Source organism: Leuconostoc litchii, assembly GCF_008107645.1.
Classification (GTDB): Bacteria; Bacillota; Bacilli; order Lactobacillales; family Lactobacillaceae; genus Leuconostoc; species Leuconostoc litchii.
This window is the reverse complement of record NZ_SDGY01000001.1, coordinates 718,724-745,107: the sequence shown is the minus strand read 5'-3', so window position 1 is coordinate 745,107 and position 26,384 is coordinate 718,724. Positions and strand designations below refer to the sequence as shown.

Here is a 26,384-nt window from a genome sequence, read left to right as displayed (position 1 = left end):
TATAGAGGATAAAATGAAATTAACCCAACAAGAACAATTGCAACATTTGATTAGTCAAATTCAATTACCAGATGAGCTATATAAATACTTTCACAATGGTAGCTTGTTACAGGTAGATGTCTCAGTTAGCCAAAGAATCTGGTTATTTCATATAGAAATTCAAAACATATTGCCTGTCAATGTTTATTTGCAGTTTAATCAGTATTTGAAAAAAGCTTTTACTAATGTTGCGGCAACTCAGCTTGATATTACGACGTCAGTTCAGCATGTTAATGAAGAAATTGTTAACACATACTGGCATTTGGCTTTACAAGAATCAAACCTAAACCATGCAACAAAACAACAATTGGTTAGTAATACTGTCCTAAAAGAAAATGGTAATAATCAGTTTGATGTTGCTGTGGGGGCAGAAATGTTATATAGAGCTTTATCTGCTGAAGTTATTTCGTCAATTACGGACGTATATCATAGGTTTGGTTTTTTACAGATTGAACTTACCCCCAAGCTTGATGAACAATTAGAACAAGAAATACAAGATAATGTGGCACAACATCATGCAAAGGCACGTGAAGATTTACAAAAAGCCATAGTGGCTAATGAACAATCAAAGCCTAAAACATCTAGTGAGGGTGTGCCGTTAGTTTTAGGTAGAAAAATTGCTGCTGATGCCGAAATTACAAGATTAGATAGCATTGATAGTGAAGAAAATCGTGTTGTAATAGAAGGTTATATTTTTGCTGAAGAAACTAGAGAATTGCGCTCTGGGCGTAAACTACTCACACTAAAATTAACAGACTATTCAAGCTCAATTTCTGCAAAGAAATTTTCAAATAATGAAAATGATGAAGCAGTTTTTGAAAATTTAAAAGCTGGATTGTGGGTTCGTTTGAGTGGTAATATTCAAGAAGATCAGTATGCTCGTGAATTAGTGATGAATATTTATGATTTGCAAGTTGTAGATCATGCTAATCGTCAAGAAACCTATCAAGGTGAAGAAAAGCACATTGAGTTGCATGCACATACCAATATGTCTTCAATGGATGCTGTGACAAATTTCTCAGGTGTAGCAAAATTGGCAAAAAGTTGGGGTCAAACGGCACTAGCTGTTACTGATACAGGAAATGTGCAAGGATTCCCTGAAGCTTCAGCAGCAGGTGCTAAAAATGACTTGAAAATGATTTATGGGATGGAAGCCAATTTAGTTGAAGACGGAGAGCCTATTGGCTTTAATTTAGATAACACTGAATTGTTAGGTAAAGATACGATCTTTGTCGCTTTTGATTTAGAGACAACTGGATTGTCAGCGGTGACCGATCGAATTATCGAATTGTCAGCTGTCAAAATGCAATTAGGAAACGTGATTGATAAGTTTTCTGAATATATTAATCCTGGATTCCCGTTATCAGAGTTCACAACAAAATTGACATCGATTACGGATGCAATGGTTGCCAATTCGGATACAGAAGAAAATATCATTAAACGATTTCGTGAATGGTGTGGCAGTGCAGTATTGGTAGGTCATAATGTCACATTTGATGTAGGCTTCATGAACGCAGCCTATGCGAGATATGATGAGCCAATTATCTCAAATGCTGTCATTGATACTTTGCCACTTACAAGATGGTTGTACCCAGATTACAAGTCTTATAGATTAGGAACAATAGCCAAACGATTTAATATTAATCTTGAACAAGCTCACCGAGCAATTTTTGATGCTGAAACTACCGGACATATTGCATGGCGGTTAGTAAAAGAAGCCAAAGAACGTTATAATTTGACACGCCATAATGAATTAAATGATCACATGACTGATGGGGATGCTTGGAAACATGGCCGTCCAGTTCACGCAACGTTATTGGTTCAAAATGCAATTGGCTTAAAGAATCTATATAAACTAGTATCGAGATCAAATATTGATTTTTTTGCACGAGTACCACGTATTCCACGGTCTATTTTAGAACAATATCGCGAGGGATTAATTGTTGGTACAGGTGATACTGGCGGCGATGTCATTATTACGCTCATCGAAAAGGGTCGTCAGGAAGCCGAAAAGAAAGCCTCATATTACGATTTTATTGAAGTGCAACCAACAGCTAACTACCAGCCAATGATAGAATCAGGATTAATTGCGGATAACCAGAAGCTACAAGAAATTTTAAAGGATATGGTAGCTATTGGTGATAAGCTAAAAAAGCCAGTTGCTGTTACTAGTGATGTGAAGTATACTAATCCAGAAGATAAGATCTATCGTAGTATTTTAATTGCTACGCAGCCTGGAAATCCGCAAAATAGAACTGAACTACCAGATTTGTATTTTAGAACGACACAAGATTTATTAGATGACTATTCATTTATGGGCAAAGATCTAGCGAAAAAATTGGTAATCGATAATACACATTTGATTGTTAATATGCTAGAAAATATTGAGCCATTAAAAAGTGGATCTTATCCACCAAACATTCCTAGTGCTGCGGATGAATTAACTGAAAAAACTTATCGTACGGTTAAAGAGTGGTATGGTAATCCAATTCCAGCAGAGATTCAAGCACGAATTGATCAAGAATTAAAAGCAATTATTGGAAATGGTTTTGCGCCTCACTATATTATCGCCCAACGACTTGTTGCAAAGTCAGTTAAAGATGGTTATTTAGTTGGTTCACGTGGATCGGTCGGTTCATCATTTGTAGCGACTATGTCTGGTATTACAGAAGTTAATCCGCTTCCACCACATTATCGATCTGCACACGGTGATTATTTTGAATTAGTAGATCCGAAAGAGTATGAATCAGGATATGATTTACCAGAAAAAGAAGATCCAAATCATCCAGGTGAATTTTTAATTGGCGATGGACAAAATATTCCTTTCGAGACTTTTATGGGATTCACTGGAAATAAAGTGCCAGATATTGATTTGAATTTTTCTGGTGATTATCAACCAATTGCTCACAATTACATGAAAGTTTTGTTCGGAGAGCATAATGTTTATAGAGCTGGGACGATTGCTACTGTTGCTGAAAAAACAGCTTTTGGTTATGTTAAAGCATACGAACGAGAACATGAAGAACACTATCGAAGTGCTGAAGTTGAGCGATTAGCACAGGGTATGACAGGTGTAAAGCGCACAACAGGGCAACATCCGGGCGGTATTTTGATTGTGCCACGTGAATATGAGGTATATGATTTTACGCCAATTCAATATCCTGCAGATGATCAGAAATCGCTTTGGCAAACAACGCATATGGATTATCATTCTATTCATGATAATTTACTTAAAATGGATATTTTAGGTCATGATGACCCAACTATGGTTCGTACGCTAAAAGATATGTCGGGAATTGACCCGCAATCAATTCCAGCAAATGATCCAGGAGTATTGAGTTTATTTACTTCAACAGAAGCTCTAGGTGTTACACCTGAACAAATTTTCTCCAATACAGGTACACTCGGATTACCAGAATTTGGAACCAATTTTGTGCGGGGGATGTTAGTTGAAACGCAACCACATACATATTCAGAATTATTACAGATTTCTGGGTTATCGCATGGGACCGATGTTTGGTTAGGTAACGCGAATGAGTTAATTGAGAATGGAACAGCAACTATCGGAACGGTTATCGGAACTCGTGATAAAATTATGACCGACTTAATTAACTGGGGATTTCCAGCAGCTGATGCCTTCAACATTATGGAGAAAGTACGTAAGGGTAAAGGTATCACCGAAGAATATCAAAAACAATTGCGTGAAGCTAAAATTCCCGAATGGTATATTCAATCCATGTTAAAAATTAAATATATGTTCCCACGTGCTCACGCTGCTGCATATGTTCTTATGGCACTACGAATTGCTTATTTCAAGGTTTATTTTCCAACAATATATTACGCAACATACTTTTCGGTACGTGCTGATGCTTTTGACATTGTGGCGATGAGTCGAGGAAAAGAAGCAACCAAAACAGCAATTCAAAAACTTAGATCACTCGGTAATGATGCTACTGTTGGTGACAAAAACTTATTAACGGTATTAGAAATGGCTAATGAGGCACTTGAACGTAATATTACTTTTGCTATGGTTGATTTAAACAAATCAGAAGCATTAGAATGGGTAATTGATGGAGACACTTTGATTCCACCATTTGTTTCGTTGCCAGGACTAGGTGATAATGTTGCTAAACAGATTGTAGCTGCTCGTACGGAAAAGGCATTTTTGAGTAAAGAAGACTTGAAAAAACGTGGTAAGGTTTCGCAAACAATCATTGAATTTATGACCTTACATTCAGTTTTAGATGGATTACCAGATGAAAATCAGTTAAGTTTGTTTGATTTCTAGTGATTATGTTACACTTTGGATATAGATATAAGTATTGCCATACCTGTCAATATTGTGGGAGGAAAAAATATGAAACATGAATGGCATCAAAAAGTAGCCGGATATTATGAATATGTCTTAAACATTATGATGATTTTAATTGGCGTTGTTATATTTGGATTTCTAATACGTGAAATTTGGAGTTTGGCAGCAATGTTGACAATTCAAGATATTTCAGGCCATTTTACCGAATTAGCTGAACAAATTTTAATTGTTTTTTTGTTTTTTGAATTTTTAGGATTAGGTCGTGAATATTTTGTTAAAGATGCACATATTTCTACCAATAATTTCTTGTATATTGGTGTGACAGCGATTGTACGTGCCATGTTGGTTTACCATGATCAAACTTATAAAACACTCATGTTGGCTGCCGCTATATTCTTATTAATATCAGCACAGGCAATTTATCGTTATTTTAAGCCCAAAAAACAATCGTAAAAATCATCAGTTTGGAAAGCTAACGGTGAATAGTTAGCTTTTTATTTTGTTGAAACAATTGTTTTCTATATTTACAAGGGTTAATTCATGTTATGATTAGTAAAAGAATTTTATTATATTGGATGGAATGATGACTAAAAAAATCGTCGTACTCGGCAGTTTGAATGTCGATAATATTATGAAAATGCCACGTATGCCACTTGTTGGTGAAACGATGGCACTTACTGAAGTTACTACAGCGCCAGGTGGTAAGGGAGCGAATCAAGCTGTAGCTGCTGCTAGGCAAGGTGCGAATGTATCATTCATTGGGGCTGTTGGAAATGATGCTAATGGTCAATTTATGCGAGCTACTTTGCTTACTAATGGGGTCAATGTTGATGCAGTATCTACAAATAGTGAAGTTCCTACTGGGACTGCATACATTATGCTGCAAGAAAGTGGTGCTAACACTATTTTGCTTCATGGTGGTGCTAATCAGGCATTGACGGTTGGTGATTTGAACCACGCGTTAATTGCTGAAGCAGATGTATTGGTTGCACAATTTGAAGTACCTTTTGAGGTGATTTTAGCTGCTTTTAAAATTGCTAAAGAAAACAACGTACAGACAATTCTTAATCCAGCGCCAGCTGTATACGATTTAACACCTGAATTAATGGCGGTGACTGATATTGTTTTGCCTAATGAAACGGAAGCACAATTATTAACTGGGATTACAGTGATCAACGATGAAGGTGTTTTGAATCGTGTTAGTGACGAACTGCAAGCAAAAGGTGTTAGTCGTAGTATTATTACACTTGGTGACGCTGGTTCATTTATTGCCGACGGCAAGAAAAGATGGTGGGCACAACCGCAAAAAGTTGATGCGCAAGACACAACTGCAGCTGGGGACACATTTATTGGTACGTTAGCCAGCGTTATTGAACCGGACTTTAGTAATTTAGAAGAAGCTGTGCAACGTGCTAACATTGCAAGTGCGATTGCAGTTACACGTCCAGGTGCAATTCCTTCAATCCCAACCTCAGATGAAGTGGATAATTACTAATGTTACCTTTAGAATTTAAAAATAAATATCAAAGACTTCTTGGCATTGAATTCGAGGCATTTTTAGAGAGTTTTGAAAAACCAGCGAAAAAAGCTTATCGTATTAATCCATTAAAAGCCCAAACTATTCTTAGGGATACGCCTAAAGAGGGACAAGTACCTTATGGGCAATGGGGGTATTTTGGTCTAGTTGACGGACATTCAATTGATCATGTTACAGGATTAGTCTACTCACAAGAACCATCTGCACAATTTGTTGGTGAAGTTAGTCACCCAGAACCAGGTGAGCGTGTGCTTGATCTGGCGGCTGCGCCTGGTGGTAAGTCAACGCATCTTGCTTCTTTTATGCAACAAAAAGGCTTACTATGGTCGAATGAAATTTTTCTAAACCGTGCAAAAGTTTTGAGTGAAAACATTGAACGTATGGGCATTAAAAATGCTATTGTTAGTTCGCATACTCCGGCTGAATTAAGTGCTAAGCTACCACTTTTTTTTGATAAAATTTTGTTAGATGCACCATGCTCTGGAGAAGGTATGTTCCGTAAGGATAAAGATGCGATAGGATATTGGCATGAGAATTACCCAGAGGAAAATGCGACTCGTCAACGCGAAATAATTAGCGAAGCTGTTAAAATGTTGCGCCCAGGGGGGCAATTTGTTTATTCGACTTGTACTTTTGCACCAGAAGAAGATGAACAAATTATCAGGTGGTTAATGTCAACATATCCAGAATTCGATTTAGTATCTATTGAAAAGCCAGAAATGTCACACATTAGTGATGCTCGTCCTGAATGGGCTGATGCGCAATTTGTTAATGGGGCTACTAAAAGTGAATCTTTTAATCAAGATGAACTAAAAGGTGCCGCGAGATTGTGGCCACATAAGTTAGACGGGGAAGGACATTTTGTGGCAAAGCTTGTAAAGGCGGGAAATAGTGAGCCAAATTTGGATTTGGCTACAAAGTCTCCTGAGAGAAAGCCATTAAGCAGAGACCAACAGCGAATTTTGAAAGCATTTTTAGAGGATACTTTTATTGATTTTACTCAAGGCGATCAAGATTACGTGCTATTTGGTGAACGATTATATTTGTCACCGGTTGGTACGCCAGATATTACCGGCATGAAAATATTACGTTTAGGACTTGAATTAGGAACATTTAAGAAAAATCGATTTGAACCTGCTCATGCCTTAGCATTGTCCGCACATCCAGATGAATTATTACAAACTTATGTCATGGGAGAGGAAGACTGGCAAAAATTTGTTCATGGGGATGTTATTCAAACAACAATAGAATTAAAAAAAGGTTGGGTATTAATGGTTGCAAATGGGAATGGTGCCGGATGGGGTCGGTATGTTAATGGTCAAATCAAAAACTTTTTTCCAAAAGGCTTGAGGTTTGTGGTTAAGAATTGACATTATTGATAACAATTGTATTTAAAAAAACAAGGACTTAAACTGGCCTTGTTTTTTATTTTCTCTCAAGTAAAATGTAATATTGTTAGTATTTGAGAAATTGCGCAAAGAAACCAATCTATTTTATCGCAACAAAAATCGGGAGAAAATATAATGAATAAATCAACGAAAATTTTTGCAGGATTAGCAACTTTTGTAGTAGTTGTTGGTGGTGTATATACGGCAGTGAATTATAAATCAGCTAATGCTGATAGTAGTAAGAATGCGACACTTGGTTTGGTGCTTGATGTTGGTGGTGTTGATGATCATTCGTTTAATCAATCCGCTTGGGAAGGTGCGAAGGCTTATGCTAAAGAAAATAAGTTAAAGGCAGGACAAAATGCTACAGTAACTTATTTTAATACCAAAAGCCAATCAGATTTAAGCCAAAATTTTAATTTGGCAACTAAAAGTAAAAAGTATGACATTGTCTACGGAATTGGCTATTCATTAAATCAATCAATTAGTAAGTCAGCCAAGCTTAACCCAAAACAAAAGTTTGTACTAGTTGATGATATCGTTAAGGGTCGTAAGAATGTCGCTAGTGTTATGTTTCGTTCAGAGCAGTCATCGTATTTAGCTGGCGTTGCTGCAGCCATAAAAGCTAAGGAAAATGGTGAAAAGACTGTCGGATTCATTGGTGGAATTCATGGGAATATTATTGATGCTTTTGATGCCGGTTTTGAAGCTGGTGTTAAAGATACTGATAATTCTTTGAATGTTCAAAAGCAATATGCGGATTCTTTCTCTGATTCCGCTAAAGGTAAGACAATTGCATCTGCAATGTACGCATCAGGAATTCGAACAATATTTGCAGCAGCAGGATTTGTTGGTAATGGCGCTTTTGCGGAAGCTAAGGCAGAAAATACAAAGTTGGATGCTGATTCAAAAGATCGCCTGTACATTATTGGTGTCGACCGTGACCAAAAGGCTGATGGCTCGTATACATCAAAAGATGGTAAAAAAGTAACATCAACAATGGCTTCCTCAATTACTTCAGTTGGGGATGGTGTTAAAAATATTGCTGATCAATATAATAAAGATAAGAAGTTCCCTGGTGGCAAAACAATTGCTTACGGATTAGATGACCGTGGTGTTTATTTAACAAAATCAGAACTATCAACAAGTCAAAAAGATGCTGTTAAAAAAGCTGAAAAGGCAATTATAAATGGTAAAATCAGTGTTCCTAACCATCCTAAGGGTTCGGATTTCAATCAAAACTTTTAATTTTTTAAAAAGCTATCAATTGATGGCTTTTTTTTAATAAATGTATGGATTTAATTTTTTTAAATGACTTGGTAGCGAAGCATTACAAAGTAATAATTGTTATAATATTAATTAGACAAATCAGGGAGAAAAAACAAAATGGCCTTTAATAAGACAGTTACAATGCCTAAAGATAAAACATATAAACTGAGTGATGATGTTAAGAAATATACACTTGGTGATCTAGGTTTCATTACAAATCAGGCTGGTGTTCATATACTTCATCGTGCTTTAGAACCTGAAAAAGCACTGAACAATTCTATCCAGTTGAAAGTATCTATTAATGAAACATTGACAGGTTTTAAAATGAGTACTGTATCTGCAGGAGATGTTGTTCGTGTTGATATATTTAAAAATAATAATGCGGCTAAGCTCGTTGAGCTTTATCATTTCTTTATTGCTGAATTGATTGATCGTGGTGTATTAGAAGTTGTTGATGTTTAATGTATTGCAACAAAACAGGAGAATAAATGAAAAATCATGACTAAATTTTATTTTGTTAGACACGGGCAAACTGAATGGAATCTTGAACGTCGTTTTCAAGGTGGTAATGGAGATTCAGAGCTGTTACCTTCTAGTTATGCAGATATGAAAAAAGTAGGACTGTTTTTAAGAGAAATTCAATTTGAACATATCTATGCTTCACCTATACGTCGAGCTAGAATTACTGCAATCAATATTGCTAAGCAACTGAAGTATCAACCAAAGTTGTCACTCCGCTCAAACTTAGGCGAAGTTGGTTTGGGTGAGTGGGAAGGAAAACTTGTTGCGAATGTGAAAGAAAGATATCCAGCGAGTTTTGACAATTATCGCAATCATTTAGATCAATTTGAAGGCAAAGAGTTTGGTGGCGAAGGTTATACAAAAGCTGAAAAACGTTTTGTTAGATTTATTAAAGCAATAGCTCAAAAATTTCCAGAAAGCAATATTTTAATCGTTTCACATGGCATGGAGCTTTCTTTTGGACTCAATGGGCTGTTAAAGAAACCACGAATGAGTATTCGTGAACGTGGTGGACTAAGTAATACATCAACAACTATTTTATCAACAAATGATGGTGAAAATTTTGTTGTAGAAGATTGGAATAATACTAGCTATCTGAACAAGCGACAGGATGATTCAACGACGATATAATGGCATATCCAGAAAAACAATTAGATAAAATAACTGGTACGTTGCAAAATGTTATTTTTTCATCGACAGATTCATATTTTAAAATTTTGTCGGTACATATTGAAGAATCAACTTTAGAGGACTGGCAAGAACCAGAAATGATTACAACCGGTACATTTGCTGATGTACAGGAGGGGAGCGTCTATGGATTTTATGGTACTATGGTACGTCATCCTAAATATGGACAGCAATTTAAGGTCGATCATTATGAAAATGAATTACCACCTGATGAAAACGGATTAATTAAATATCTTGCTAGTGGACAATTTTCTGGCATTGGAAAAAAGACTGCTGAAAAAATTGTCGATCATTTAGGATTAAACGCAGTTAATTTAATTTTAGATGATGCGAAAATTCTTGATGGTATTGTCAAAACAGAAACAGCAAAAAAATTGGCACGAACGTTACAGTTGAACATGGGGTTGGAAAGACTATTTCAAATTAGTAATCAATTTGGTATTGGTGCTGATATTGCTGGCCGACTATTTGACCAATATGGTAATGAGGCGCAAGACATTTTGACACAAGACCCCTATCGACTTGTGTTCGAATTTGACGGCATTAGTTTTAAAAAAGCGGATGATGTTGGTCGGAAAATTGGGGTTGCAACATTTGACAAACGTCGTATGCAGGCTGCTGTTTACGCAACAATGATGAATGTCTCATTTCAGAGTGGCCACGTGTTTTTGTCTTATGATCAGTTATTGTTGTCTACAGCCCAAACCATACATGATCAACGAAATGAAGTCGTTGTGCAAATTAAGCAAGCTGTAAAAAATTTGATTCAGAGTAATATTTTAGTGGACGACAATGGTCGTTTTTATGCTCAAAGTTTGTATAATGCCGAAAAAAACACAGCTACAAATTTAAAACGATTATTACAGACACATTCATCTTTAGATATTACAGCAAATGATATTGATGAAAATTTTGTAACACCTGGGCAAATGGTTCTTGACGACACGCAAATTGATGCGGTGAAAGCTGGGTTAAAGTCACAAATATTTTTACTAACTGGTGGGCCTGGTACCGGGAAGACAACTATTATTCGTACAATGGTTGCAACTTGGAAAAAAATTGTTCAAAATCGTGCAAAATTTTCAGATGATAACAAGGATTTTTTGAAACAATACAAAGTTCGGATGGCTTCGCCAACTGGGCGTGCGGCTAAAAGAATGACAGAAGTAACAGGTTATGATGCTTCGACAATTCACCGTTTATTAGGAATTGCTGATTTAGACGAACCGGAGTTTAATGCTGATAATCCTATTGCTGGTGGTCTATTGATTATTGATGAAGCATCAATGCTTGACATTGAATTAACGTCTAAATTGTTTTCGGCAGTACCAAATGGCATGAAAGTGATTATAGTAGGTGATAGTGACCAACTACCATCTGTTGGTCCTGGCAATGTCCTAGAAGATCTAGTAACTAGTGGTGATATTCCGCATGTTGAATTACAAGTAATCTATCGTCAAGGACGAGGCAGTAGTATCACAAAACTGGCGACGCATATCAAGCAAGGCGAATTGCCGGCTGATTTTATAACAAATCAATCAGACCGCTCATCATTTATGGTCAAAGCAGAACAAGTACCACAAGCTGTGCAACAAGTCGTTCGGTTAGCTATCAAAAAAGGGTACACGCAAGATGATTTACAAATATTGACACCGATGTATAAGACTTCCGCAGGTGTCACTGCACTAAATCAAATGGCACAAAACTTATTTAATCCATTAAAACCAACACAAAAAACTTTGCAGTTTGGAACAACAATTTTTAGAAGAGGCGATAAAGTTCTACAGTTAGAGAATGATAGCGAACGTGATGTGTACAATGGTGATATGGGAAAAATAACTGCTATTCAGTACAAACACGATGTGGGTAATGATGATAAAGAAGATCGGTTAGTTGTTGATTTTGATGGCAAAGAATTAACTTACCCAAAGAAAAACTTAAAACAACTTTCGTTAGCTTATGCAACAACTGTACACAAAGCGCAGGGAAATGAATTTCAATTAGTGATTATGGTGTTGACTAACAATTTTGGTGTAATGCTTAATCGGAATTTACTTTACACAGGCATCACTAGAGCAAAATCAGCATTGATTCTTGTGGGAGAGTATGCAGCTTTCGAGCGTGCTTCGCGTGCCGCTGTACCTAAAAGGTTTACTTTTTTGCAACAGAGATTGAGTGACAATACAAATGACTTTAAGAGTGATTTTATTTCAGAGGATATGCCAGTAATCAGTGAACCATCAACAAACTATTTGACAGTAGCAATGATTAAATCTGATGAAGTGGATCCAATGATTGGCATGAAAAATATTACCCCGTTTGATTTCATGTAATCGTTTTCATGTAGTATAATGATAAGTATAATAATGAATGGAGAACTTTATGACACCAGCATATGAGCTGTTTAACCTAGGCAGTAATAACGAACTGGCAAACGAAATTTCAAAAATTTTAGATGTACCTCTTGCTCCGATTGATATCAAAACATTTGCTGATAAAGAAATATATGAGCGTATTGAGAATACTGTTCGTGGCCGGAATGTTTACGTGATTCAAGGAATTACGGCACCTGTAAATGATAATTTTATGAAGCTAATGATTTTTATTGACGCAGCTCGTCGTGCTTCTGCTAATTCAATCAATGTTATTATTCCATATTTTGGTTATGCACGCTCAGATCGAAAAGCGAGATCTCGTGAACCTATTTCAGCACGTATGATTGCAAATATGCTAGAATCACAAGGTGTAAAACGGGTAATGACTATTGATCTTCATGCAGATCAGGTCCAGGGGTTCTTTGATATACCAGTTGATCACTTGCTATCTATGCCAGCTTTGGGTCACTATTTTTATGAGAATAATCTCTTAGGAAATGATCTAGTAGTGGTTGCTCCGGACCATTCAAGTGTTGCAAGAGCACGGAAATTTGCCAAGTTGCTACATGCAGAATGGGCATTGGTCGATCGACGTGTTGATAGCATACGTCCAAACACACCTTACCAAATCACAGGAAATGTATCTGGAAAACGTGCTATTCTGATTGATGATATTATTGATACAGGTACAAGTATGGTACTTGCAAGTGAAGCAGTAATTAACGCAGGCGCAACGGAAGTATATGCGGTGGCGACTCATGCTGTGTTATCCGATAATGCAGTTGAACGTTTGCGTAATGCACCGATTGACCACATATTAGTGACTAATACTGTGGAAATTAATGAGCAGAAAAAATTGGATAAATTGATTAAACTATCTGTAGCAGCATCTTTTGCTGAAGCAATAAAACGAATCAATGCTTTTGAAAGTATTGAAGATGTGTTAAAGAGCCCAGATAACTTGGATGTGTTACTATGATAATTAAAGATCTAGAACCTTTTTTGTCACCAGAGTGGGGGAAAACGAGTGCTGGATTTGTTACGACGCAATTTGGTGCAGCTTTAGATTTTGAGGTACACGGAGCTCGTGAATTAATCTTTAATTTTGAGTCAAATTACCTAAATATTGTTGTTATATGGTCTGCAAACAATGGTATATGGCAAGAGACTTCGATTAAAAATAATGCGCTTAAAATAGCGGTTTCGGATGGGCAGTATAGTATATTAATTAAATCTATTGATGGCAACCAAATGGCATTGTGGTTAAACCCGATTACAGTAGTTTCACTTGAGGTCGATGAAGGGGATGTGCTTCCTGTAATAACAGATGCAAAGTATGTTACATTTATTGGAGATTCAATTACAGCTGGTGAAGAGATGGATGGCTTGAATCATCACCCTGAGCTAAGCTATCCCAAATTAATTGCAGAGGCGTTAGATAGACCGTTAGCTCGAATCGGTTATGGCGGTACTGGATTGACACCTAGTGCACCTTTCCAAGAGCCTACGGCAGTTGAAGCATTATGGCATGTTGCGCCAAATATTGAACGACATCGAGTCTTGTCTGACTTAGTTATTGTGAATTATGGTACAAATGATTTGAATTATGGCGCCACAGAACAAGATTTTTGTTTTGGCTTGCGTGTGTATTTGCTTGAATTGATTAAGCGTTTCCATGATGCAAAAATTGTTTTATTAGTACCCTTCAATGGTGCGTTTAAGAATGTTTTTGAACAAGAAATACAGCGGTTTGACCGCTTTGTTTTAGTTGATACAAGCCCGTGGCAAATTTCACAACGGCAAGTGCATCCGACTATTGCAGAGCATGCGCGTGTAGCACAATTACTTTTAGGAGGATTAAGTTAAAATGGTTTATGCAGCAGATGAACAACGTTATGAGAAGTTACCTTATCGGCGAGTTAGTGATTCAGGTTTGATTTTACCGGCTGTTTCCTTTGGATTATGGCGTAATTTAGGGGATCAAATGCCGTTAGAAAATTCTAGAAATGTTATTTTAAAAGCATTTGATAGTGGTATTTTTAGTTTTGACAATGCTTCAAACTATGGTCCAAGTAACGGTACGGCCGAAGTAACGTTTGGTAATATTTATCGTAATGATTTGAAGCCATATCGTGATGAATTAGTGATTACAACAAAGGCTGGCTATCACATGTGGCCAGGGCCGTTGGGCGAATTCTCAGGAAAGAAGACATTAGTCGCTGCCCTAGATTTAAGTTTACAACGTATGGGGCTAGACTATGTTGATATTTTCTATGCACATCGTTGGGATCCTAATACGCGCTTAGAGGAGACTGCACGAGCGCTAGATTTAATCGTTAAGCAGGGAAAAGCTTTATATGTAGGAGTTTCTAACTACACTGCTGAACAAACTAAAGCCATTACAAAAATATTTGATGAGCTGGGGACACCATTTATTGGTAACCAGGTTTCGTATAATATGCTTAATCGTACAGCTGAAGAAGATGGTTTGTTAGATGTTTTGGATCAACATCACGCTGGTCTTGTAGCTTATGGTCCTCTTGCAGAGGGGTTATTGACAGATCGCTACTTGACAGAAATTCCAGCTGATTATCCAATTCATCCAACAAATAAGTTTTTATTTACAGATGGGAAAGAGGCATTGATTTCTAAGTTAAATGCGCTGAATACAATTGCTCAAAACCGTGGACAAAAATTGTCGCAAATGGCTTTATCTTGGTTATTAAAAGATAAGCGTGTCGCCACAGTTGTTATTGGTGCAAGTAAAGTTGATCATTTAGTAGATAATTTAAAGTTTTCAAATCATCTGAATTTTTCGGATGCAGAGTTGTTAGAAATTCAAGCAATCCTTGATAAATAAAGAAGCTATCATTTCGAAGGTAGTTTTTTTTTAGCCTAAAATGAAAGCGGTTCCAATACAAACGTTCGATAAACTAACTAGAATAATGAAAAAAACGCCCTAAAAGCGAACGTTTATTTTTATTATTATAAAAATATAATTTAAAAACATATTAAATTCACTAGTTAATTGTTAAAATATACTTAATAACAAACAAAGAGGAAAGTCATGGCGAAAGTTTTAATTGTTGGTTCAGGTGCCCGTGAACATGCGTTAGCACAAACGTTTTTAAGAAGTGAACAAGTTGAAGAAGTTGTTGTTGCACCTGGCAATGATGGAATGATTGATGAACATTTAAGAAGAGTTCAGCTACCAGTGACCAACTTAATAGGATTAAGAGATTTTGCAATTCAAGAACAAATAGATTTAACATTTGTTGGAAACGAGGAACCACTAACTTTAGGCATTGTTGATGTTTTTCGGGCAGCTAATTTAAGTATATTTGGCCCAACGAAAGCTGCTGCTCAGTTGGAAGGATCAAAGTCTTTTACTAAACATATTCTTAAAAAATATGATATACCTACTGCAAAGTCGCATACGGTAACTACTATTTTAGAAGCTGAAGATGTTGTCAGACAATTTAAATTCCCGATTGTTTTCAAAATTGATGGTTTGGCGTTAGGAAAAGGCGTGACCATTATTAATAGTATTGAAGAAGTTGATAAATACTTAAAAGAAATTTATCAAGCGGATAATCAAGCGAAATTAGTTATTGAAGAATACCTTGAAGGTGTTGAATTTTCTATTTTTACGTTAGTTGGTCGTGACGGTATTATGGTACATACGCCTTTGGCGCAGGATCATAAACGTCGATATGATGGTGATAAAGGTCCCAATACTGGCGGGATGGGTGCCTATAGTCCAGTTAATTGGATTTCTAAAAAGATTCGACAAAGGGCTGTTGACACACTAGTTATGCCAACTATTCAGGCAATGCGTACCGAACAGACTCCTTTTACCGGTGTGTTATATACCGGTGTCATGTTAACCAAAGAAGGACCAAAAGTTATTGAATTTAATGTACGGTTTGGAGACCCTGAAGCTCAGGTGGTATTGCCACAGTATAAGGGAGATTTTTACAATCTAATTTGGCAACTTTTATCTGGTAAAAATCCAGCAACAAATTGGCAAGAAGAAGAGGTCTATCTTGGTGTTGTATTGGCTGCTGATGGATATCCCGAATACCCAATAAAAGGAGCTGTAGTGCCAGATATACCGTTATTGACTAATTACGCTGGCGTGAAATCTAAAGAAGATAAACTTGTGGCAAGTGGTGGACGTGTGGCTACTGTTATTGTTCATGATAAAAGTGTGAAATTAGCCCAAGAAAAAGTTTATAATATATTAGATAAGACACCAATGGATTTGAAGTACCGTCATGATATTGCTTATCAAGCGACTAAAAAGATGTAGAGGGAAATGAACATGAAAACTGATATTGAAATTGCTCAATCTGTTGACATTAAACCAATTGCTGAGATTGCTAATGAAGCGGGTCTTGAGCCAAATGAAATTGAGCCATATGGTTATGATAAAGCTAAAATTGTACTCAATTCATCAGTTAATCGTAAGCAGAAGCTAGGTAAAATGATTTTAGTTACTTCTATTAATCCAACACCTGCAGGAGAAGGGAAATCGACTGTGACTGTTGGTTTGGCGGATGCCTTACAATTAGCCCATAAAAAAACAATGATTGCCTTGAGAGAGCCGTCTTTAGGACCAGTAATGGGATTAAAAGGTGGCGCTACTGGTGGTGGTTATGCGCAAGTAGTACCAATGGCTGATATTAATTTACACTTCACAGGTGACTTTCATGCTTTAACTTCAGCACATGATACATTAGCTGCTTTACTAGATAATAGTATTCACCAAGGGAACCCTTTAAATATAGATCCTCGTCGTATTTTATGGAAGCGTGTAGTTGATATTAATGATCGTGAATTACGTCATGTCACTGTCGGCCTCGGTGGCCCAACTTCTGGTGTTCCACGTGAAGATGGGTTCGATATTACAGTTGCTTCTGAACTAATGGCTATTCTAACTTTGTCAACAGATTTAATGGACATGAAAGCCCGTATCAAGCGTATTGTGGTTGGTTACACATATGACAAAGTGCCTGTAACAGTTGATGATTTGGGTGTGGCCGGTGCATTAACTGTGTTATTAAAAGATGCGATTAAGCCAAATCTAGTACAGACTTTAGCACACACACCAGCTATTATTCATGGAGGGCCTTTTGCTAATATTGCACAAGGGACAAACTCTATTTTAGCAACGAAAACAGCATTACAGCTAGCTGATTACGTTGTGACAGAGGCTGGGTTTGGAGCTGATCTAGGTGGCGAGAAATTCCTAGATGTTAAAGTGCCGCTACTTGGTAAAACACCAGATACAATTGTTATTGTAGCAACTGTTCGTGCTTTGAAGCATCATGGTGGTGTTTCACTTTCTAATTTAAACAGTGAAAATGTTGTTGCACTCAATAATGGACTGGAAAACTTAGGACAACATCTAACAGCTATGAATCGATATGGTGTACCTGTGTTAGTGGCCATTAATCGCTTTACTTCTGACACTGAAGCTGAACTACTGACAATTAAAGAATATGTTTCAAAATTTGGTGCAACCGCTTATACGACAGAAGTTTGGGCTAAAGGTGGTCGAGGAGCGCAAGATTTAGCTGCCGCTGTCATTGAAAAATCAGCTCAAGAATCAGATTTTACACCACTATATCAAAATAATGATTCAGCTATTGAAAAATTAAATGCCATTGTAAAAACTATATATGGTGGTGCTGGTGTTGAATTATCAACAAAAGCACAAAAACAATTACAAGACTTTGCGAGATATGGTTGGGACAAATTACCAATTATCATGGCGAAAACACAATATTCATTTTCCGATGATGCTAAGAAACTTGGAGCACCAAAAGACTTTATCATTCATATTCGCGAATTTGTACCTAAGTTAGGAGCAGGGTTCTTGGTAGCTTTGACAGGTAACATTATGACTATGCCAGGTTTACCAAAACATCCGGCAGCATTAGATATTGACATTGATGAGAACGGGACCATTACTGGTTTATTTTAATTAAAAAATGGCTCAAAAGCCATTTTTTTAGTATTAAGTTTCAGCTGGTTCAACATGAATTTCAACTTCAAAAATGTTGTAGTCATCTAGCAATTGTTTTTCAATAATTTTTGTTATTGTATGGCTCTTTTCAACAGTCAGTTTGGGATTCATTGTGACAACAATGTCCAGCGCAGTATTTGCACTGTAAGAACGTCCTTTAATTTTTTTTACAGCAATAACTCCGGGAACTTTTTCGATTGCTGCACGATACTGATCGAGTGTTGTTTCATCAAAACCATCAGACAGCATGAAGATACTTTCTTTAAGTATACTAATAGCAATATTAAGTATGAGTAACGAAATAACAATAGCGGCAGCAGCATCAACCCATGCAAAATGAAAAGAAGCTGTTAGTATTGCTGTCGCAGTAGCAATACTGGTGAGAATATCACTTAAATTATCTTTGGCAGCAGCAAGTAAAGCAGTACTATGGGCCTTTTTAGCTAGTTTTTTGTTATGACGATAAACCCAAATTAAAATGATGGCTGAAACTAGACTTACAATTGCGCTAAGCGGGTTTGGTGGAACGACACGATTTTCGATAATATCTTTAACTGCATAAAATAATACATGTAAAGCCACAACTAACATAATAATTGAAGTTATCATACTTGCAATGTTTTCTGATTTCCAATGACCATATTGATGATTTTTATCAGGGGGTCGGCGAGAAAAGTGTAGACCAACTAAAACGGTCAGTGAAGCTAGAATATCTGTTAAATTATTCAATCCATCGGCTACTAAAGCTTCGGAATGCCCAAATTTTCCGATAATTATTTTTATAATTGTAAGGAATATATAAGCAATAATACTAGTTATTGCGCCACCTTCAGCTGCCTTTAGTTGTTCATAACGTTTATTAATCATTATTAATTCCTCAGAAAACATTGCCGACACAAGCTGTTTCACTTCGAGTATACAATGAAATGTATGAGATCGATATATTTTAGATTCTATTGTTACTAAAAAAATATATTAAAATCCAAAAATTAATTATTAAACTCTTTGCATTGAACTGTAATAGGATTAAGGTGTGTTATACTATTATTATGAAAACAGGAACAGTAAAAATTTGGCAAAAAGAACGTGGATACGGATACATCACACCTGATGAAGGTGGTGATGATGTTTTTGTTCATTTTAATGGTATTGATATGGATGGCTTTAAGTCATTAACTCAGGGTGAAAAAGTAGAATATGTACTTGTGCAAGGTTACAAAGCCTATCAAGCAGCACAAGTTCGGCCACGTGCTATTGAGGAAATGGAAGTTTAATGGCAGCATACCCTGAAATCGTAAAATCTTCTAAAATAGTTTATGAAGGACCAATATTTAGTGTTGAAACACAGGATGTTGCGCTTTATAATGATAAAAAAGCTAAGAGAGATATTGTAAGACATGTGCCAGCAATTGCTGTTTTAGCTTTTGTTGATGATGATCATATTATACTGGAAAAACAATGGCGAGCTACGATTAATGATTTTATTTTAGAAATTCCAGCTGGTAAGTTAGATGCTCGCGATTTTGATGAACCTCAACATGCTGTGATACGTGAATTGAATGAAGAATTACGCATGTCCGCTAGTTCTATTGAAAGAGCACTAGGTTTTTTCGAGACAGTTGGTTTTTCTGATGCATATATGTATTTGTATGTGGCACGTGATTTGAAGCCAATTGCTGAAAATAAACAGTTACCTCGTGATTTGGGTGAAACAATGGATTTAGTAACTTTATCGTTTGATGAGTTAAAATCACTTTTTGATTCAGGGAATTTAAATGACCAAAAAACCATAACAGCTTTTTTGTATTGGAACTACTTACGAGGTTAATTAATGGAAAAAATGTCGCGTAAAGCTGTTAAAAAAGAACAGAAAGTCCGTGAAAAAGAGCGTATTCGGGTTGAAAAAGAATATGCTAGAAAACATCCTACTCAAATCGAAGTTGTTCAGCCTGAAACACGTGAGGAAATGCGTTTAACGCGTAAGGGTCGCTATGAACTAGGATCAGATGGTAAGTTAACAGCTCTAGGAAAATCAAAGAGATTAACACATCGTTATAATATAATCATTATTACTTTAGTATTATTGATTATTGGAACATATATAGCTTTCTTTTTAGTTAATTAGTAAATTTGGAGAAAAATAATGAAAATAGGTGTTATCACACCAATGGCAGAAGAAAAGATTGCATTAACTGCAATTCTTAAAGACACAGTAACACGCCAACATGGTAGTACAACCATTACTTCAGGGACATATAATGGACATGAGGTAATGTTAACAGAATCAGGCATTGGGAAAGTTGCTGCTGCTTCAGCGACAACTGTTATGATTGATAATTTTAACCCAGACTTGATAGTTAACACTGGTTCTGCGGGTGCCTTAGACCCTGAATTGAAAATAGGAGACGAGGTTATTGGTACACGTATTGCCTATTCAGATGTTGATGTGACAACATTTGGATATGCTTATGGCCAGTTACCCAACAGACCTTTGTATTATGAAGCCGATGCTAGTGTTGTGGCTGAATTTAAAAAATTAACAACTACTAAAGAAGGCCTAATCGTTTCTGGTGATCAATTCATACAAGAAGATGGTAAGAAAAAAATATTAGCACATTTTCCAGATGCTTTACTTGCTGAGATGGAAGCTGCAGCTGTAGCACAAGTAGCGACACAATTTGGTACACCTTTTATTGTGTTACGAGGGGTTTCAGATTTGGCAAATGGTGAATCTAATGTTGTGTTTGATGATTTCGTCATTGAAGCCGGTAAAGCTTCAGCTAAACTATTGATACGCTACTTAGATCAAAAAAAATAAGCCAATAGGCTTTTTTTTATATCATAATATCTTAAATAGTACAGAGTGGCTGTGCAACTTGACATATAATCATGTAAAATAGAAATATATTAAATTTAAGGAATACAATAATAAAATGATTACTTCTTATAACCCAAAATCGTGCGGGGATATTCTGATTGTTACATTAGCGCCTAATGCGGAAAAACAAAATGTGAGCACTAGTGGTAATGTTACACGAATAAGTGATGCTAATACAAATCAAACAACAGGATTTAATATTTCCAAAATAGGAACCCAACTAGGTATTATTGAAAAAAAAGGTCAGTTATTTTTAGACGAAAAGCAAATTGCTATTGTTAATGATGTTATTCATTCTGCTGGATTTAATGAAAAACTAAGTGTTTCGCCTTCAAAACTAGTTGTAGGACGTGTAGAAAGTATGACAGGACATCCAGATTCAGATCATTTGCATGTAACACAAACAAATGTTGGTGATAGCCAAACATTGCAAATCGTTTCTGGATCACCAAATATGCGCGCAGGCATTAAAGTTGTTGTTGCACAACCAGGTACTATGATGCCTTCTGGTGCATTGATATGGGATGGTGCCCTACGTGGTGTATCTTCTTCTGGAATGATTGTTTCGGGTCGTGAATTGCATTTACCTGAAGCGCCTGAAAAACCAGGTGCTTTAGTTTTGCCAGATAATTTTGGTGAAGTTGGGGATGTATTTGATTTTACCAAAGCTGCCACACTATATACCGAAAAATTAGTGGACATAAATTATTAAAAGAGGGGGCCATACATTGAATGTATTTCTTAGTTCAATTGTAAAATTTTTTAATGGCAGATAGAATTAGCAATGCGCGACGCGTTTATCGAACATTCAATGATGAGGGGACAAAGTACCGAAAATTGGTGTTTGAATTACGAAAAGGCGAGTTACAGTATTTCACCTTTGTGATGGAGATTGTAAAAAATGAGTAAAAAGTATTATTTTATTGGTATTAAAGGCACTGGAATGGGGCCATTAGCACAAATTCTGCACGACCAAGGGAATGAAGTACTAGGATCAGATATTGATACCTATACTTATACACAAGCACCGTTAGAAGCAGCTGGAATTAAAATTTTACAATTTGATGCGAATAACATTGATAATCATCAGGAAGCTATTTTTGTCCGTGGTAATGCTTTTAATGATGACCAAATAGAGGTAGCTAGAGCTATAGAACTTGGTGTACAAATGTTATCATATCCAGATACTGTGCAAGAGCAAATTGCACAGACAACTTCTATTGCTGTTGCAGGTGCGCACGGGAAAACATCAACAACAGGATTATTAGCTCATGTATTGAAAAATATTGCGCCTACATCTTATTTAATTGGTGATGGTACTGGTAAAGGGGTACCGAATTCTCAGTTTTTTGTTGTGGAAGCAGACGAATATCGTCGTCATTTTAAAAATTACGCCCCTGACTATGCAATTTTGACTAATATTGATTTTGACCACCCAGATTATTATACGGGTATTGATGATGTAACATCTGCATTTTCTGATTTTGCTGATCATGTGAAAAAAGCTATTTTTGCATGGGGTGATGATCAACGGCTACGTTCTCTAAAGCCTAGTGCTGATGTCTACTACTATGGTATCAATTCCGAAACAGATGATTTTGTGGCGGAAAATATACATAAATCAACACAGGGTTCCCACTTTGATGTTGTGTTTCATGGCCAAAAATTGGGTGAATTTTCTGTACCGTTGTTTGGGCAACATGGTATTTTGAATGCACTGGCAGTTATTGCTGTAGCCTATATGGAAAAAGTTGATCTTGATTTAATCCGAAAATATTTATTAACATACCAGGGTGTCAAGCGTAGATTTAGTGAAAAACAAATTGCTGATATTACTGTTATTGACGACTATGCACATCATCCAACTGAAATAACTGCTACATTAGATGCTGCTCGTCAAAAGTATCCAAATAAACAAATTATTGCAATTTTCCAACCACATACTTTCTCTCGCGTGATAGCCTACAAAGACGAGTTTGCTGTTAGCCTAGAAGCGGCCGATAAAGTCTATTTAGCCAATATCTTTGGCTCTGCACGTGAACAGGCAGGATCGATTACTTCTCAGGATCTGGGGGCAGAAATAAGTAAGTTTGGTGGTATTATTGAGGAAAATGATATGAGCTTGCTAATGCCTTATGAAAATGCTGTAATGGTCTTTATGGGCGCTGGTGACATTGAAAAATATGAATTTGCTTATGAAAAATTATTAGGCCAACTTAGAACAGATTTGACTTAATATCTATTTAATAGCGTATCTGTTATAATTAAATCAGCCAGCAATTATTTATTTAAGCGTACTGGAGGTAATTACAATGGATAATTTTAATATGAATACTCGTCGTGACGTAACAGGTATAGACGAGGGAATGCGTGCCTTTTTTAAACAAACATATAGTTTTATGGGTATAGCAGTGTTAGTTAGCGCAATAACTGGATTTATTGTGCAAAATTTTTTCCTAACGCAAGTTTATCAATTACTCGCGGGTAATGTAGTTGGGTTGATTGTTTTAATTGGCATTCAAATGTTGATTATAACTATGATTGGACGAGCTACATTTAAAAATCCAGCTCGTGCTTTTGGTTTGTTGATGGCGTTTGCTGTTATTGAAGGACTTACACTAGGATTAATGTTAGCTATTTATACAGGGGCTTCTGTCATGATGGCTTTTGTTTCGGCCGCAGCTGTATTTGGTGGCATGGCGCTATATGGTGTTTTCACAAAACGTGATTTGACAGGACTAAGATCAATTTTGTTTGGTTTGTTGATTGGTTTGGTAGTTGCATCAATTATTAATATTTTCTTCTATAACGGTTTCGTTTCGTTACTGATGTCATGGGTCAGTGTGTTTGTATTCTCGCTTTATACGGCTTATGATAACCAAAATTTAAAAATAATGTATTCACAGTTCGCTGGGCAAGCTGATACAACTGGTTTGGCAGTTAATGGTGCTTTGAGATTATATTTGGATTTCATCAATATTTTCTTTGCATTACTACGTATCTTTGGCGTTGTTAATGGCTCGCGTGATTAACTAAAGGTATGTTAAAAGAAGACTTAGAGGTCTTTTTTTTTGACTTGTTTTAGTTATGAACAAAATGTCTAAGTTAAGTAGCACAATAGCGTATAATAAAATCGTTGTAGTATAATCCAATATTATTTTTTGGGAGAGAAATATATGAACCGAAAGAAAAGTATCATATTTGTAGCATTTATCGTTATTTTGTTGCTAATTATTTTTGTTCAAGTTATGCGTTATTATCATGCAACATATGTCGCAGAGGTTGCTTATGCAAAAGTACCTGCAAAAACGCCAAAAAAACAAAAGACTAAAAATAGTAATAATGAGATTATTAGTGGTTCCTATAGTTATATTTATCGATTTAATTTTGTAACTAAATCTGGAAAGCAAAGAACTCTGGATTATGAACTCAGTGGCAAAAATATTGTTTCTTTAAAAAACAGTAGTTTTGTGCAAGCTAATATTAGTGAGAAAAGAATTGTTAAGGGGCCAATTGTTATTAGTAAAGCAAAAATACCCAATAAAATTTTGAATATATTAAAATAATAGTTTTGAATCGGTATCTTTTATCGCCCAATATTTTCTCAAGTGAAAAGTATTTACGAAATTGCAACTACATGAATATGCTTTTGTGATTTTTCCTTTGAAACTGTTGACTAACGTTTGACAAAATATTTGTATCATGTAAAATAATCACATGTGCAAATTTTAGAGGAGAAATTATGTTATGAAAATTATGAAAATACTAGGCATATTGGGAGTCTGTCTGTTATTACCATTTATTGAGACATTGTCTGTGGAAGCGGGAACCTTAACATCAAATGAGTGTCAGCAATATTATCATCATAATATTGAACAAGGCTTTATGAATGATGTGCAGAGTGTCTGGCAAGATGAAGAGGGTTATTATCATATTTATTACTTAGCAGATCTCAATTATAAACATGATAATGACGGAACAGAATGGTATCATGTTAAAACAAAAGATTTTATACATTATGAAAACTTAGGCATTGCTATACCTAAATTTCAGAACAAATGGGAAGCAGTTGCAACTGGTTCGGTAATTAAGAATACTAGTGGTTTTTTCTCAGACTTACCTAAACAGGCAATTGTTTCTTATTTCACGAGTTATACACCCAATGGACAAAAGCAATTTGCAGCTTATTCAACGGACAATGGTTTGACTTACAAACCATATTCTGATGATGCAGTGATGACATCACCATCAACAACGGCACATTTTCGCGACCCATATGTTTTTATTAATAAAAAAACAAATAAATTAACTATGTATCTTGCTGAAGGAGATAAGATAGGCGTTTATAGTAGTGAAAATGGAAAAAAATTTGATTATGTTGGAGCGATATCTTTAAATAAATATGCTTTAAATGGCAAAGATTTGGGATTGATTGAATGTCCCAATTTGAAAACAATGTATGATGTTTCAACCGGAGCAACGAAAGAGGTATTGTTTTTTGGCGGTAATGGCTATAACTATGGTCAAACAAGTGGATCTTACTATATGGTTGGTCACTTGAGTGATGAGGGCGTCTTCATAGTTGAGCAACAACCAAAACGAGTAGATGATGGATCAGATTTTTATGCCAGCAATTATTTCCAAACAGCAAATAATACGAATATAATATCTATTGCATGGTTAGGAAATTGGAGTTATTCTGCTAAAAAAATTATTGATGCTAATTATGAGCAATCGTATAAATTAGGTTCATTATCTTTGGCGCACAAGTTAAATTTAACGCAGAAAGATGGCCAATATATACTGAAATCTTCGTTGATTAAGCCATATAGTTGTTTAACCAATAAGACGTCCCAGTATGTTGAAGCATCTAAACAAACTAGAAAAACTGACGGATATTATCAGCTATTAAATACACGTCGTTGGACTAGCCAGAATTTTTATTTGCAAATGACGAATCAAAATCAAGGTAAGGTAAATGGACATATAAAACTATCTTTCAAGCAAAAAGATTCCACTGTGTTATTTGATTATAATGCTGATACAGGATATTATAATGTGCAACGCCAGACAACTAACATCGCTGACGAAGAAGGCAACAGTGAATACAGTAGAATCTTTACGGAAAATAGTGGTGTAATTAATCCAGAAACTTTTAAATTACATGTTTACGTTGATAAAGCAAGTATTGAGCTTGAATTTGAAAATAGTGAACGCACTTATTCATTATTAAAATACACAACTGATGACGACTTGTCTTTTAAGGTCGAGACAAACAGTGAAAATAATTTATTCTATACGATGAGTAATATTGAAAATAGTCATTAGAATTTAGTAGCACAATCT

The 26,384-nt window shown here is 35.9% G+C and carries 24 protein-coding genes; 23 read left to right on the top strand and 1 reads right to left on the bottom strand.

The genetic code is table 11. The annotated features are described in order from the left end of the window. The first annotated feature begins 13 nt into the window (after positions 1-13). The 13 genes from ESZ47_RS03675 (at position 14) to ESZ47_RS03615 (ending at position 18,118) form a co-directional block, all read left to right on the top strand. Complete coding sequence (locus ESZ47_RS03675; RefSeq protein WP_148604851.1) at positions 14-4,327, top strand: PolC-type DNA polymerase III; 4,314 nt, start codon at positions 14-16, stop codon at positions 4,325-4,327. A 69-nt stretch (positions 4,328-4,396) separates the two neighbouring features. Further along, the gene (locus tag ESZ47_RS03670; protein ID WP_148604849.1) at positions 4,397-4,804 is read left to right on the top strand and encodes a phosphate-starvation-inducible protein PsiE; all 408 of its coding nucleotides are present in this window, start codon (positions 4,397-4,399) and stop codon (positions 4,802-4,804) included. 130 nt (positions 4,805-4,934) lie between these two features. After that, entirely contained in the window at positions 4,935-5,846 is a 912-nt protein-coding gene (rbsK, locus tag ESZ47_RS03665; RefSeq protein WP_148604847.1) for a ribokinase, read from the top strand. After that, positions 5,846-7,258: an RsmF rRNA methyltransferase first C-terminal domain-containing protein gene (locus ESZ47_RS03660; protein WP_148604845.1), complete on the top strand. Its 1,413-nt coding sequence runs from the start codon at positions 5,846-5,848 to the stop codon at positions 7,256-7,258. Before rbsK ends, ESZ47_RS03660 begins: the two co-directional genes overlap by 1 nt. A gap of 153 nt (positions 7,259-7,411) precedes the next feature. After that, positions 7,412-8,524 (top strand): BMP family lipoprotein, encoded by a 1,113-nt coding sequence (locus ESZ47_RS03655; protein WP_148604844.1) that lies wholly within the window; start codon positions 7,412-7,414, stop codon positions 8,522-8,524. Positions 8,525-8,662: 138 nt separating this feature from the next. Next, positions 8,663-9,007: a DUF1831 domain-containing protein gene (locus ESZ47_RS03650; RefSeq protein WP_148604842.1), complete on the top strand. Its 345-nt coding sequence runs from the start codon at positions 8,663-8,665 to the stop codon at positions 9,005-9,007. Positions 9,008-9,043: 36 nt separating this feature from the next. Next, positions 9,044-9,697: a histidine phosphatase family protein gene (locus ESZ47_RS03645; protein ID WP_148604840.1), complete on the top strand. Its 654-nt coding sequence runs from the start codon at positions 9,044-9,046 to the stop codon at positions 9,695-9,697. Next, positions 9,697-12,087 (top strand): SF1B family DNA helicase RecD2, encoded by a 2,391-nt coding sequence (gene recD2, locus ESZ47_RS03640; RefSeq protein WP_148604838.1) that lies wholly within the window; start codon positions 9,697-9,699, stop codon positions 12,085-12,087. The genes ESZ47_RS03645 and recD2 overlap by 1 nt, the downstream gene beginning before the upstream one ends. A 49-nt stretch (positions 12,088-12,136) precedes the next feature. Then, positions 12,137-13,108 carry a ribose-phosphate diphosphokinase gene (locus tag ESZ47_RS03635; RefSeq protein ID WP_148604836.1) on the top strand — a complete coding sequence of 324 codons (972 nt, stop codon included), beginning with the start codon at positions 12,137-12,139 and terminating at the stop codon, positions 13,106-13,108. Continuing rightward, positions 13,105-13,995: an SGNH/GDSL hydrolase family protein gene (locus tag ESZ47_RS03630; protein WP_148604834.1), complete on the top strand. Its 891-nt coding sequence runs from the start codon at positions 13,105-13,107 to the stop codon at positions 13,993-13,995. Before ESZ47_RS03635 ends, ESZ47_RS03630 begins: the two co-directional genes overlap by 4 nt. Position 13,996: 1 nt before the next feature. Next, positions 13,997-14,989, top strand: coding sequence for an aldo/keto reductase (locus ESZ47_RS03625; protein ID WP_148604832.1), 993 nt, complete (start codon positions 13,997-13,999; stop codon positions 14,987-14,989). 207 nt (positions 14,990-15,196) lie between these two features. Beyond that, positions 15,197-16,441 carry a phosphoribosylamine--glycine ligase gene (purD, locus tag ESZ47_RS03620; protein ID WP_148604830.1) on the top strand — a complete coding sequence of 415 codons (1,245 nt, stop codon included), beginning with the start codon at positions 15,197-15,199 and terminating at the stop codon, positions 16,439-16,441. A 12-nt stretch (positions 16,442-16,453) separates the two neighbouring features. Next, positions 16,454-18,118: a formate--tetrahydrofolate ligase gene (locus ESZ47_RS03615; RefSeq protein WP_148604828.1), complete on the top strand. Its 1,665-nt coding sequence runs from the start codon at positions 16,454-16,456 to the stop codon at positions 18,116-18,118. 33 nt (positions 18,119-18,151) lie between these two features. Here ESZ47_RS03615 and ESZ47_RS03610 read toward each other — a convergent pair whose 3' ends face one another. Continuing rightward, the gene (locus tag ESZ47_RS03610) at positions 18,152-19,027 is read right to left on the bottom strand and encodes a cation diffusion facilitator family transporter (protein WP_148604827.1); all 876 of its coding nucleotides are present in this window, start codon (positions 19,025-19,027) and stop codon (positions 18,152-18,154) included. Positions 19,028-19,209: 182 nt separating this feature from the next. Here ESZ47_RS03610 and ESZ47_RS03605 point away from each other — a divergent pair, with 182 nt between their 5' ends. From ESZ47_RS03605 to ESZ47_RS03560, 10 genes are all read left to right on the top strand, one after another. Beyond that, entirely contained in the window at positions 19,210-19,434 is a 225-nt protein-coding gene (locus ESZ47_RS03605; protein ID WP_148604825.1) for a cold-shock protein, read from the top strand. Then, positions 19,434-19,988: an NUDIX hydrolase gene (locus ESZ47_RS03600; RefSeq protein WP_148604823.1), complete on the top strand. Its 555-nt coding sequence runs from the start codon at positions 19,434-19,436 to the stop codon at positions 19,986-19,988. Before ESZ47_RS03605 ends, ESZ47_RS03600 begins: the two co-directional genes overlap by 1 nt. 3 nt (positions 19,989-19,991) lie before the next feature. Further along, positions 19,992-20,285, top strand: a complete 294-nt coding sequence (locus ESZ47_RS03595) for a hypothetical protein (RefSeq protein ID WP_148604821.1) — start codon at positions 19,992-19,994, stop codon at positions 20,283-20,285. An 18-nt stretch (positions 20,286-20,303) separates the two neighbouring features. Further along, positions 20,304-20,978: a 5'-methylthioadenosine/adenosylhomocysteine nucleosidase gene (locus ESZ47_RS03590; protein WP_148604820.1), complete on the top strand. Its 675-nt coding sequence runs from the start codon at positions 20,304-20,306 to the stop codon at positions 20,976-20,978. Between the two features lie 115 nt (positions 20,979-21,093). Next, a complete protein-coding gene (gene ytpR / locus ESZ47_RS03585) occupies positions 21,094-21,750 on the top strand; it encodes a YtpR family tRNA-binding protein (RefSeq protein ID WP_148604818.1) in 657 nt (218 codons plus the stop codon). A gap of 53 nt (positions 21,751-21,803) precedes the next feature. After that, entirely contained in the window at positions 21,804-21,947 is a 144-nt protein-coding gene (locus ESZ47_RS09525; protein WP_148604816.1) for a UDP-N-acetylmuramate--alanine ligase, read from the top strand. Continuing rightward, a complete protein-coding gene (gene murC, locus ESZ47_RS03575; protein WP_148604814.1) occupies positions 21,940-23,274 on the top strand; it encodes a UDP-N-acetylmuramate--L-alanine ligase in 1,335 nt (444 codons plus the stop codon). The genes ESZ47_RS09525 and murC overlap by 8 nt, the downstream gene beginning before the upstream one ends. Before the next feature lie 76 nt (positions 23,275-23,350). Continuing rightward, on the top strand, positions 23,351-24,070 hold the full coding sequence (locus tag ESZ47_RS03570) for a Bax inhibitor-1/YccA family protein (RefSeq protein ID WP_148604812.1): 720 nt from the start codon (positions 23,351-23,353) through the stop codon (positions 24,068-24,070). A 144-nt stretch (positions 24,071-24,214) separates the two neighbouring features. Beyond that, positions 24,215-24,604: a YxeA family protein gene (locus ESZ47_RS03565; protein ID WP_148604811.1), complete on the top strand. Its 390-nt coding sequence runs from the start codon at positions 24,215-24,217 to the stop codon at positions 24,602-24,604. Positions 24,605-24,785: 181 nt separating this feature from the next. After that, positions 24,786-26,366, top strand: coding sequence for a glycoside hydrolase family 32 protein (locus ESZ47_RS03560; protein ID WP_148604809.1), 1,581 nt, complete (start codon positions 24,786-24,788; stop codon positions 26,364-26,366). The last annotated feature ends 18 nt before the right edge of the window (positions 26,367-26,384 follow it).